Consider the following 11,501-nt stretch of genomic DNA (forward strand, 5'->3'; position numbering starts at 1 on the left):
GTTGGGGCCAGACCAACGAAAGCCTCAAGGTGCTGACCGAAGGCCTGCTGCCCGAGAGCCGCGAATTCCTGAAGAGCCGCGGCGGCACTTATGTCAACGGCGACCTGCATCACCCGCATCTGTCGTTCACCGAAGGCACCTATGACGGCCGCTACGCCTTCATGAATGACAAGGCTAACACCCGCGTCGCGCGGGTCCGTCTCGACGTGATGAAGTGCGACAAGATCATTCAGCTTCCGAACCAGCACACCGTGCACGGCCTGCGCGTGCAGAAATATCCGCGCACCGGCTACGTGTTCTGCAACGGCGAAGACCGCGTGCCGCTGCCGAACGACGGTCACAACCTGACGAAGACCAAGGACTACCACGCGATCTTCACCGCGGTCGACGGCGACACCATGAAGGTGGCCTGGCAGGTGATGGTCGACGGCAACCTCGACAACGTCGATGCCGACTATCAGGGCAAGTACGCCTTCGCCACCTGCTACAACTCGGAGGAGGGCGTCACCGCCGCCGAGATGACCGCCAACGACCAGGATTGGGTGGTGATCTTCAATCTCAAGCGGATCGAAGAGGCGGTGAAGAAGGGCGACTTCAAGGAAATGGGCGGCGTGCCTGTGATCGACGGCCGCCATGGCTCGCCTTACACCCGCTACGTCCCGGTGCCGAACGGTCCGCACGGCATGAACACCGCGCCGGACGGCATCCACATCGTCGCCAACGGCAAGCTGTCGCCGACCGTGACGGTGATGGACGTGCGGCTGTTCGACCAGCTGTTCGACGACAAGATCAAACCGCGCGACGTCGTGGTCGCCGAGCCCGAACTCGGCCTCGGCCCGCTGCACACCGCTTATGACGGCAAGGGCAACGGCTACACCACGCTGTTCATCGACAGCCAGATCTGCAAATGGAACATCGATTTGGCCAAGCGTGCCTACAAGGGCGAGAAGGTCAATCCGATCATCGACAAGCTCGATGTGCACTATCAGCCAGGCCACAACCACTCGTCGATGGGCCAGACCAAGGAAGCCGACGGAAAGTGGCTGATCTCGCTGAATAAGTTCTCCAAGGACCGGTTCCTCAATGTCGGTCCGCTGAAGCCGGAGAACGATCAGTTGATCGACATTTCCGGGGAGAAGATGAAGCTGGTGCACGACGGCCCGAGCTTCGCCGAGCCGCATGATGCGACGATCGTGCATCGCTCCAAGATCAATCCGATCTCGGTCTGGGATCGGGCGGATCCGATGTTCGCCGACGCCCTGAAGCAGGCCAAGGCCGATGGCGTGAAGCTGGAGGAAGACTCCAAGGTGGTCCGCGACGGCGACAAGGTGCGGGTCTACATCGTCGCCACCGCACCGAACTTCGGCCTCACCGAGTTCGACGTGAAGCAGGGCGATCACGTCACCGTCTATGTCACCAACATCGACACGGTCGAGGATCTCACCCACGGTTTCTCGATCGTCAACTACGGTATCCAGATGGAAGTCGCACCGCATGCCACCGCGTCGGTGTCCTTCACCGCCGATCGTCCCGGCGTCTACTGGTACTACTGCTCCTGGTTCTGTCACGCCATGCACATGGAGATGAAGGGCCGGATGCTGGTCGAGCCGAAGAGCGTCTGAGGATGGCGATGACGGTGCGATCGATGATCATGGTGGCGGTGGCGCTATTCAGCGTCGCTGCGGCCGGCGCGGCTTCGGCCGCGCGCATCGAGGTCGTGCCGTCGTCGGACCTGCAGGCGGTGCTGAACGGCGCCAGCGACGGCGACACCGTCGCGCTGGCGCCGGGAGACTATCGGGGGCCGATCAGGATCGAGCGCAAGCTCGTGCTGATCGGTCAGCCCGGCGCTGCCGTGCTCGGGCATGGGCAGGGCAGCGTAATCACCGTGGTGGCTCCAGACGTCACGGTGCGGGGCCTGTCGGTGCGCGGCTCCGGCCGCGACCCGCAGGCGATGGATTCTGGGGTGTTTCTGACGCAGACCGCCGAGCGGGCACTGATCGAAGGCAACCGCCTCGAGGACAATCTGTTCGGCATCAACATCCATGGCGCCCGTGGATCGCGGGTCGCCCACAACACCATCGACGGCCTGCGCGGGATCCGCCTGAACGATGCCGGCAACGGCGTGCGGGTGTGGAATGCGCCGGACGTCGTGGTCGACGGCAACACCATCCGCTACGGCCGCGACGGCATCTTCTCGGTGACGAGCACCAAGGACCGCTTCATCAACAACCGGTTCGAGAAGGTGCGGTTCGCGGTGCACTACATGTACACCAACGACAGCGAAATCAGCGGCAATGTCTCGGTGGGCAATCATGGCGGCTACGCCATCATGTATTCCAACCGGCTGACGATCCTCGGCAACGTCTCCGAGCGAGATCGAGATTTCGGGCTGCTGCTCAACTACGCCAATTTCTCGCGCATCGAGCGTAATCGCGTGGTCGGTGGGCCGCTGTCCGGGATCAGCGCGGACTTCGAAGGCGCAGATGCCGACAAGGGCATGATGCCGGCCGAGCACGGCGCCGCGAATACGCAGTTCGGCCCGACCAAATGCGTGTTCATCTACAACGCCAACAAGAACCGGTTTCGCGACAACTGGTTCGAGAGTTGTGACATCGGCGTGCACTTCACCGCCGGTTCGGAAGGCAATGAGATCGTGGGTAATGCGTTCATCGGCAACCGCAATCAAGTCAAGTACGTCGGAACCCGCGACCTCGACTGGTCGAAGGATGGCCGCGGCAATTATTGGAGCGACAATCCGGCCTTCGACCTCAACAACGATGGCATTGCCGACGCCGCCTATCGGCCGAACGATCTGGTCGACCGCGTGCTGTGGACCGCGCCGGCCGCCAAGGTGCTGATCAACAGCCCGGCCGTGCAGGTGCTGCGTTGGGCGCAGAGCCAGTTTCCGGCGCTGTATCCGGGCGGGGTGGTCGATACCCATCCGCTGATCGCGCCGCCGGCGCGGCCGATGCCGGGAGTGGGGCCATGACTGCGACCGTCGCCATCGAGCACGTCGAGAAGCGTTATCGCGCGGTGAGGGCGCTGCACGAAGTGTCGTTCGCGCTCGTGCCCGGACGGCTCAGCGCGCTGGTCGGCCACAACGGTGCCGGCAAGACCACGCTGATCAAGCTGATGCTCGGCCTGATCCGTCCTGACGGGGGCTTGATCCGTGTGCTCGGTGAGAACCCGGCGGCCGGCGAGTTCGCCGGCCGTCGCAGCCTTGGTTTCCTGCCGGAGAACGTCGCCTTCAACGCTGCGCTGACCGGGCGCGAGACGTTGGCGTTCTATGCGCGGCTGAAGGGGAGCGACGCCAAGCAAGGCGCGGCTCTGCTGGAGCGGGTCGGCCTCGGCGAGGCATCGCGGCGCCTGGTGGGGACGTATTCGAAGGGCATGCGACAACGGCTCGGACTGGCGCAGGCTCTTCTCGGCCGGCCGCGCGTGCTGCTGCTCGATGAGCCGACCACGGGCCTCGATCCGGCGCTGCGGTTGACGTTCTATGAAATTCTCGACGAGTTGCGGCGCGATGGCGCCACCGTGCTGATCTCCTCGCATGCGCTTGACGAACTCGAAGGCCGCGCCGAGCAGGTTCTGATCATGAATCGCGGCATCCTGGTCGCCGACGGCACGCTCGCTGAGCTGCGTGCGCTCGCGGGACTGCCGATCCGGCTGACGCTGAAGCTGGCTGATCCGGCTGCGCATCCTGCATGGTTGCCGAACGATGCTGTCGTCGCGCATGGCCGCTGCGAGATCGGCGTAGCCGATCACGCCGGCAAAATGGGACTGCTGCGGCAGGCGGCAGGCGATCCAGCCGTCACTGACATCGGTGTCGCCGAGCCGACGCTCGATGAATTGTACGCCCATTTCCTTCGGCAGCAGGAGCGGGCGGCATGAAGGCCATTGGTGTCATCGCCCTGAAGGAAATTCAGGAAGGCCTGCGCAATCGCTGGGTATTCGCGGCGACGCTGCTGCTCGCCGGATTGTCGCTGTCGCTGACGCTGCTCGGCAGCGCCCCGACCGGCCATGTCGGCGCCGCGGCGCTCGATGTGGTGATCGTCAGCCTGTCGAGCCTGACGATCTTTCTGTTGCCGCTGATCGCGCTGTTGATCTCGCACGACGCCATCGTCGGCGAGATGGAGCGCGGCACCATGATCTTGCTGCTGAGCTATCCGATCGCTCGGACCCACGTCATTCTCGGCAAGTTTCTCGGCCACGTCACCATCCTGAGCTTCGCGACGCTGGTCGGCTACGGTGTCTCGGCGCTCGCGCTGGTGATCAGCGGCACGCCAGTGTCGCCGCAGAGCTGGGCTTCTTTTGCCTCGATGCTCGTGACTTCGGTGCTGCTCGGTGCGGTGTTTGTCGCGCTCGGCTACGCGGCCTCGAGCCTGGTGCGGCAGCGCGGCACGGCAGCCGGCATTGCGGTTGGCATCTGGCTGTTACTCGTGCTGGTGTTCGACATGGCGCTGCTCGGCCTGTTGGTGGTCGATCAGGGCCGGCTGATCTCGGCAGGCGTGCTCAACGTGCTGCTGTTCTTCAATCCGACCGATCTGTACCGGCTGAGCAATCTGACCGGCACCAATGTTAGCCAGTTCGCCGGCATGGCGGGGCTTGCCGGCACGGTTCAACCCAGTCTCGGCGGCCTGCTGGCCGGAATGGCGGCGTGGATCGCGCTGCCGCTCGGCCTTGCGATCGCGGTGTTTGCCCGGAGGGAGCTATGAGGATTTCAGGTCATATCGTCGTGCTCGCGGCCGCGCTGCTACTCGTTGGCTGCAACGACAAGTCGGGCTCTGCTGTGATGCCGCCGCCGGTGGCGCTGAATGCCGACGCCATGGGCGTGTTCTGCGGCATGAACCTCGTCGAGCATCCGGGTCCCAAGGGACAGATCCTTACTGCAAGCCGGATCGACCCGTACTGGTTCTCCTCGGCGCGGGATGCGGTCGCCTTTACGCTGATGCCGGATCAGCCCCGCGACATCCGCGCGATCTACGTCTCGGATATGGGCCGGGCGCCGAACTGGGATCAGCCCGGTGAAACGAACTGGGTCGATGCCAAGAAGGCATTCTTCGTGATCGAGAGCCGCAAGCGTGGCGGGATGGGGGCGGCCGAGACCGTGCCGTTCGGCGATCGCGCGGCTGCCGAAGCGTTCGTTGCGGCGAATGGCGGGCGCGTCGTGACGTTCGATGCCATTCCCAGCAACTACGTGCTCGGCAGCGATACGCCGTCGGCGAGTGATCATCATGGCGCCTCCGAAACGCGGATGAACTAGCGAGAACCACCATGTCGCAGTCAGCACTCACTCGGCGGCGTTTCGTCACCATCGCGGCCAGCGCCTTCGGCATGGCGATGCTGGGACGGGCGGTGCCGTCGCATGCCGGCGAGCCGGTGCGGTGGCGGGGCTCCGCGCTTGGCGCTCAGGTGTCGATCGAAATCCATCACCCGGATCGTGCCGCCGCGGCGAAGCTGGTGGAGACGAGCGTGCGTGAAGTGCGCCGACTCGAACAGATATTCAGCCTGTATCGTCCGGACTCGGCGATCTGCGCGCTGAACCGATCCGGGGTGCTGATCGCGCCGGACCCGGACATGGTGGCGCTGCTGCGGACGACACTCCGTCTATCCGAACAGACCGGTGGCGCGTTCGATCCCACGGTGCAGCCATTGTGGGAGCTGTATCAACGTCACTTCGAGCGGTCAGGGGCCGATCCGGCCGGCCCGGCCACGGCTGATGTCGCAGGCGCGCTGGCCAAGGTCGGTTACCACGACGTACTGGTTTCGGCCGACCGCATTGCGCTGAAACGACCGGGCGCCGCCATCACCCTGAATGGTATCGCCCAGGGCTTCGCCACCGATCGCGTGGTCGATCTGCTGCGGAACGGCGGCATGACCGCCACGCTGGTCGACATCGGCGAGATCCGGGCGATCGGCGCAAAGCCGGACGGGGCGCCCTGGCGGGTCGGCCTGGCCGATCCGGAGAAAGCCGGCGTCGAGCTTGGCACCGTCGAGTTGGTGGATCGTGCTATCGCAACGTCGTCCGGCGCAGGCTTCCGCTTCGATCCGGCGGGGCAGTTCACGCATCTGTTCGATCCATCGACGGGACGCAGTCCGTCGTTGTATCGTTCTGTTAGCGTGGTCGCGCCAACCGCGACGGAGGCCGATGCGCTATCGACCGCCTTCAGCGTGCTCGACCGCAGCCGTATCGCCGCGATCCTTCGCGCGCGGGCGGGCGTCGAGGTGTTGCTGGCGGATGCAAAGGGGAGCGTGCAGTGGCTCCGCGCCTAACGAAGTTCGTGCTGCTCTGACGCTGCGGTGATGTCGTGATGCTGGATTGGCCGACCGTCTTTCGTATCATCCATGTGCTCGGAGTGGTGCATTGGATCGGCGGACTGCTGTTCGTCACCTTCGTGATCCTGCCGAGCCTTCTGGACATGGAAGCGACAAAGCGGCTGCCGTTGTTCGATGCGCTGGAGCGGCGCTTTGCCGCCCAGGCGCGAATCTCGACGCTGCTGGTCGGGATCTCCGGTTTCTACATGCTGTACGCCTACGATCGCTGGGCGCAGCTCGCCGATCCGCAATTCTGGTGGCTCGGCGCGATGCTCGGGCTGTGGGCGATCTTCATCATGATGCTGTTTGTCGCCGAGCCGCTGTTTCTGCACGCCTGGTTCGACGCGCGGGCGCGCCGCGATCCGGACCGCGCGTTCCGGGTGGCGCTCCGCGGCCATCGGGTGCTGAGCGCGATTTCGCTGATCACCGTGCTCGGCGCGGTCGGCGGTGCGCACGGGCTGTTCTGACCCGCCATTCGCGATTGAGCTTGCGACAGAACAACGATGGCCGGGGCCGCTCGGTTAGCGTCGGCTGAGCCATGGAGTGAGCCGCAATGAGCCGCAGCAAAGACCAATCCGAACGTGGGCGCCGCTGGTATGTCGGCGACCGGCTGCACCTCGACGTCCGTGGATTGCCGTGTCCCGAACCGCTGGTCGCGGTGCTGCGCCTGATCGATGGTGGGGACGCCGGTGACGGCCTGACGGCGCTGGTCAGCCAAGAGCCGCTGCTGCTGTATCCTGAGCTGGACGCGCGCGGCTGGTCCCATCGCCTGGTGACGCCGGCCGGCGACACGCTGCTGCGTGACGGCGAGGTGGTGCTCGAGATTCAGCGAGGCTCGGCATGATCGGCGCCAGCGGATTTCTCGGCACGGCCAAGAGCCGGCTGCTGCCGGCTTCGGTGCCGTTCCGATTCTTCGTCGCCGCAGCGGTGTGCCACGTGCTGCTGTGGGGCGCCGTCCTGTTCGCGGCGGATGACTTCCCACGGTTTCGCGGCGGCGCAGGCCCGTCGCTGGCCGCGGTGCATCTGCTGACGCTCGGCGTGCTGACATTCACCGCGGTCGGCGCCGCCGTGCAGCTTCTTCCCGTAGCGACCACTAAGCCGCTGGCGGCAGTCTGGCCGATCCGGCTGGCATCCTGGTTGCTGATCCCCGGCGCCATGGTGCTGATTGCCGGCATGGCGATTGTCGACAGCGCCTGGATGATCGGCGGCGCTGCAGCGTCGACGCTGGGGCTGTTGCTGTTCGCTGCGCTGCTCGCCGACAATCTGCGCCGCGCCGGCAGCATGCGGGTGGTGCGCGCCTATGGCTGGGCGGCGTTCGCGTCGCTGATCGCGCTCGTGGCGCTTGGGCTCGCGCTGTCGCTCGATGACCGGTTTGGATTCTTGATTGATCACGCCGCCGCAGCCCGCGCTCACATGATCCTCGGCGGTTTCGGCTTCATGGGCATGCTGGCGCTCGGCTTCAGCCATGTGCTGATCCCGATGTTCGCGCTGTCGAATGCGCCGGATCAGCGGACCGCGTGGTTCGGTTTCGGCGCCGCCGCTGCCGCAGTGGCGCTCGGCACGATCGGGGCGCTTCGCGATGTCCCTGCGCTGCAGACAGCGGCTTGTGTGGTCGGCGCGGTTGCGGTCGGCCTGCATCTTGGCCTGATGCGTGTCGCGCTCGCCGGCGGCATGCGCAAGCGTCTCGGCCTGTCGTTCGTACTGATCCGTTTCTCCTAGGTGATGCTGGCGCTGACGCCGCTCGCCGCGCTCGCTGCTCTACAGGGCTGGGCTGGACTCGGCGGGCCCACGCTGTTCGGCCTGGTGGCGCTCGGCGGTTGGTTGATGACGTTCTTGCTCGGTGTGCTGCAGCGGATCGTGCCGTTTCTGGCCTCAATGCATGTCAGACGCGCCAGCGGCGGGCCGCCGCTGCTGACGGACCTCGGCGTGTCCGCTCCGCTCAAGATGCACGCCGTCTGCCATTTGATCGCGATCGCCGCGTTGGCGCTGGCGATCGTGTTCGACATTCCGCAGCTCGCTGCCGGCGCTGCGATGGTCGGCGCCGCCGGAGCGCTGGCCTTCGCTGCTTACATCGGCGGCGTCCTGCCGTCGCTGATGTCCGGCCGCACCCGCAACTGAGGTCATTAAGGAGCCTGCCATGTTCGCCAACCGCATCAGCCAGACCCTGCACGACGAACATCGCGCCACCATCGCGCTGATGGAGCGACTGGAGGCGGCGATCTCGCGCCGGCAGCCGATCAGCATTGCCGATTCCGCCGGCGCGCGGCTGCTCGCCGATCTCGCGGCCGCGATCGAAGCCGACACGCTGCGCCATTTCGACTTCGAAGAAACCCAGCTGTTCACGATGTTCGACTCGGTCGGCGACCAACTGATCGGCGATCACCTGACCGAGGAGCACAGCTTCATGCGGCCGCTCGGCGAGAAGCTGATCGCTCTGGCGCGGGCCGCTCAGACTGGCGGCTTCGACGCCGAGAGCTGGCGCGAGTTCAGCCGTTCCGGCGCCGAGTTGGTGCAGCGCATGGTGGTGCATGTCCAGAAGGAAGAGATGGCGCTGCTGCCGTTGCTCGATCAGACCATGGACGACGCCACCGAAGCTCGTCTCTACGATGCCTATGTCCGCGCCTCGCAAGGAGCGGAAGCGACATGACCGCATCGCCCGCCGCGCCCCGCGGCTTCGGCCGCCTGATCGGCATCCACGGCCGGCTGGTGCTGATCGCGCTGGTCGCGGCGGTGCCGATGCTGATCCTGGCCCTGGTGATTGTGGCCCAGCTCACCGACAGCAAGCGGCAGGTCAAGAACGAGGCGCTGCTGTATTCGGGGCGGCTGCTGCTGGAAAGCGTCGACAAGGAGATCAGCCGCTATGTTTATGCGGCGGAGACGCTGACGGCATCGCCGGCGCTGCTCGCGGATGATCTATCCGGTTTTCGCAATGAGGCGGCCCGAACGCTGGCGGCATTGCCGTTCGCCAAGATCCAGGTCGCCGATCGCAACGGCCGTATCCTGCTCGACAGCACGACGGCGGACAGCGATCCGCAGCCATTGGCCGATGCGGATGTTCTGGCGGCTGGGCAGCGCGCGGTAGCGACGGCGACGCCGCAGATCGGATATCTGGCCCGTACGCTCGACGGCGAGACGGTGATCGGGATCACCATGCCGGTCTGGCGCGATGGGATGGTCGTTCGTCAACTCATCATCGAGATCGAGCCCCGGCAGATCCGCGCGCTGCTCGATGCCCAGCATCTGCCGGAAGGTTGGGAAGCCGCGATCGCAGATAGCAACGGCCATCTGGTGGCACGCTCATTGCCGGGCGAATGGGCCGGGCGGGCGATTTCACCAAGCTGGCGCGGGCTGTTGGGGCGCGAGGGGCTGCAGGAATTCTCGACGCCCGAGGGCGTGCTGAAAGTCTCATCGGCATTTCGTTCGCAGCTCACCGGCTGGACCATCGCGGTGGGGCAGCCGAAGGAGATCTTCGAAGCGCCCATCCTGCAAACGTTTCAGCTGGCGGTCGCCGCCGGTTTGATCGTGATCGTGATTTCCTGCGGATTGGCGGCCTGGATCGCCCGCAGCGTGACGTCGCCGATCCGTTCGCTGGCCGCCAGCGCGACTGCGCTCGAATGCGCCGAGCGGATCACGATGCGCCGATCCGGCATCCCCGAATTTGATCGCGCCTTCCGCGCCTTCGACGAGGCGGCACGGCTGGTGATCGCGCATCAGCGCGCGCTGCACGACAGCGAGGAGCGGATCAGCGTCGCCCAGGACGCCGCCCATGCGGGGATTTGGGAATGGCGGATGGAGGACAATCGTCAGATCTGGACCGATCCGCTGTTCAGGCTGTACGGGCTGCGGCCGAAGGCCCGCCGTCCGTCATTCGACACCTGGATCTCGGTGATCGACCCCGCCGATCGCACGCGAGCGGTCGAAGCCGTTGAGCAGGCGGTCGCCGACGGGCGCGAATTCGAGGTGCAGTGGCGCGTGAATTCTGGCGCGGAGGCAGAGCCGCGCTGGCTGCTGTCGCGCGGCCGGCCGTTGCGCGGGCCGGACGGTGAGGTCGAACGCTACGTCGGGATCGTCATCGACATCACCGAGCGCAAGCGCATGGAGGAGGCGGTCCGGGAAGGCGAGGTGCGGCTGCTGCACGCCGCCCGGCTGTCGGAGATCGGCCGGATGGCTGCGGCTTTGGCGCACGAGGTCAACCAGCCGCTCGCGGCGGTGGCCAACTACATGGCCGGCGCGCGGCGGATGATCGAGCAGGACACCGAGCCGAGCCTTCTGATGCGCAAGGTCAAGGACGCGGTCGAGAAGGCGAACGGTCAGGCGCTGCGTGCTGGTGAGATCATCCGGCGCCTGCGCGAGTTCGTCGGAGTGGGCGACTCCGAAAGGACGATCGAGGATGCGCGCTCCGTGCTGCAGGACGCCGCGCTGCTCGCCACCATCGCGGCGGAGCACGATGGCATCACAGTCCGAACCGCTTTCGCTGACTCTGGTGAGGTGCTGGTCGACAAGATCCAGATCCAGCAGGTGGTGCTCAATCTGGTCCGCAACGCCATCGAAGCGATGGCGGGCGCGTCGCCCAAACAATTGACGCTGGGCCTACAGCAGCAAAGAGGCCATCTGGAATTCAGCGTGAGTGATACTGGCGCTGGCATCGCGCCCGATGTGCGCGAGCGGCTGTTCAGTCCGTTTTCGACGACTAAGCCGGGCGGCATGGGGATCGGCTTGTCGGTGTGCCGCGAGATCGTCGAAGCTCATGGCGGCAAGATCTGGGCGGATACCAATCCCACAGGCGGAATGGTGTTCAGCTTCACCTTGCCGCTGCTCCGCGAGGAATGGGCGATGGCGGAGCAGGGCGCGGCGTAGCGACGCTCTATTGCGTCCGGCTGTCTGAGGGCGGCGGAAGATCGTCGTCGTTCGGGCGCCGGCCGAGGATCGTGACCTGCTCGTCGTAGCCTCGGCGGCTGCTGTAAAACACCAGCACCATCAGACCGATGCCGATCGCCAGCGAGAACGCGATGCCGATCGTCATGGCGATGTAGCCTTGCGCCGGCACCTCGACATCGCCGACCACCAGCCCCTCATAGGCGAAGAACACCGCCAGGCCGAGCAGCACCAGCAGCGCCGCCACCATTGCCCATACGCCGATCGAGGTTTTTCGGGGCGGGGGACGGCGCGGTTCGGCAGAGGGTATC

13 protein-coding genes are annotated in these 11,501 nt (G+C 65.8%); 12 read left to right on the forward strand and 1 reads right to left on the reverse strand.

Annotation, left to right across the window (positions count from 1 at the left end; translation table 11 throughout):
• From nosZ to DYI24_RS12295, 12 genes are all read left to right on the forward strand, one after another.
• Positions 1-1,622, forward strand: a 1,622-nt coding sequence (gene nosZ / locus DYI24_RS12245) for a TAT-dependent nitrous-oxide reductase (protein WP_164572478.1), incomplete at its 5' end; no start/stop codon positions are given.
• A gap of 2 nt (positions 1,623-1,624) precedes the next feature.
• Positions 1,625-2,989 (forward strand): nitrous oxide reductase family maturation protein NosD, encoded by a 1,365-nt coding sequence (locus DYI24_RS12250; protein WP_164572479.1) that lies wholly within the window; start codon positions 1,625-1,627, stop codon positions 2,987-2,989.
• Positions 2,986-3,891, forward strand: coding sequence for an ABC transporter ATP-binding protein (locus DYI24_RS12255; RefSeq protein WP_164572480.1), 906 nt, complete (start codon positions 2,986-2,988; stop codon positions 3,889-3,891). Before DYI24_RS12250 ends, DYI24_RS12255 begins: the two co-directional genes overlap by 4 nt.
• Positions 3,888-4,715: a DUF2705 family protein gene (locus DYI24_RS12260; RefSeq protein ID WP_164572481.1), complete on the forward strand. Its 828-nt coding sequence runs from the start codon at positions 3,888-3,890 to the stop codon at positions 4,713-4,715. Before DYI24_RS12255 ends, DYI24_RS12260 begins: the two co-directional genes overlap by 4 nt.
• Entirely contained in the window at positions 4,712-5,263 is a 552-nt protein-coding gene (locus DYI24_RS12265; protein WP_164572482.1) for a nitrous oxide reductase accessory protein NosL, read from the forward strand. Before DYI24_RS12260 ends, DYI24_RS12265 begins: the two co-directional genes overlap by 4 nt.
• 11 nt (positions 5,264-5,274) lie before the next feature.
• Positions 5,275-6,273, forward strand: a complete 999-nt coding sequence (locus tag DYI24_RS12270) for an FAD:protein FMN transferase (protein WP_164572483.1) — start codon at positions 5,275-5,277, stop codon at positions 6,271-6,273.
• Between the two features lie 38 nt (positions 6,274-6,311).
• Complete coding sequence (locus DYI24_RS12275) at positions 6,312-6,782, forward strand: hypothetical protein (RefSeq protein WP_164572484.1); 471 nt, start codon at positions 6,312-6,314, stop codon at positions 6,780-6,782.
• A gap of 86 nt (positions 6,783-6,868) precedes the next feature.
• Positions 6,869-7,159, forward strand: coding sequence for a DUF2249 domain-containing protein (locus DYI24_RS12280; RefSeq protein WP_164572485.1), 291 nt, complete (start codon positions 6,869-6,871; stop codon positions 7,157-7,159).
• Positions 7,156-8,034: a hypothetical protein gene (locus DYI24_RS12285; protein ID WP_246701237.1), complete on the forward strand. Its 879-nt coding sequence runs from the start codon at positions 7,156-7,158 to the stop codon at positions 8,032-8,034. The genes DYI24_RS12280 and DYI24_RS12285 overlap by 4 nt, the downstream gene beginning before the upstream one ends.
• Before the next feature lie 3 nt (positions 8,035-8,037).
• Positions 8,038-8,433 (forward strand): hypothetical protein, encoded by a 396-nt coding sequence (locus DYI24_RS28310; protein WP_246701238.1) that lies wholly within the window; start codon positions 8,038-8,040, stop codon positions 8,431-8,433.
• Positions 8,434-8,452: 19 nt separating this feature from the next.
• Positions 8,453-8,962: a hemerythrin domain-containing protein gene (locus tag DYI24_RS12290; protein ID WP_164572486.1), complete on the forward strand. Its 510-nt coding sequence runs from the start codon at positions 8,453-8,455 to the stop codon at positions 8,960-8,962.
• Positions 8,959-11,172, forward strand: coding sequence for a sensor histidine kinase (locus DYI24_RS12295; RefSeq protein WP_164572487.1), 2,214 nt, complete (start codon positions 8,959-8,961; stop codon positions 11,170-11,172). The genes DYI24_RS12290 and DYI24_RS12295 overlap by 4 nt, the downstream gene beginning before the upstream one ends.
• Positions 11,173-11,179: 7 nt before the next feature.
• On the opposite strand, the gene DYI24_RS12300 is transcribed toward DYI24_RS12295, so the two are convergent.
• The coding region (locus tag DYI24_RS12300; RefSeq protein ID WP_502706338.1) for a hypothetical protein at positions 11,180-11,501 on the reverse strand (322 nt) is incomplete at its 5' end.

Origin of the sequence: Rhodopseudomonas sp. BR0C11 (assembly GCF_010820945.1) — a bacterium.
In the GTDB taxonomy this organism is placed as follows: domain Bacteria; phylum Pseudomonadota; class Alphaproteobacteria; order Rhizobiales; family Xanthobacteraceae; genus Rhodopseudomonas; species Rhodopseudomonas palustris_H.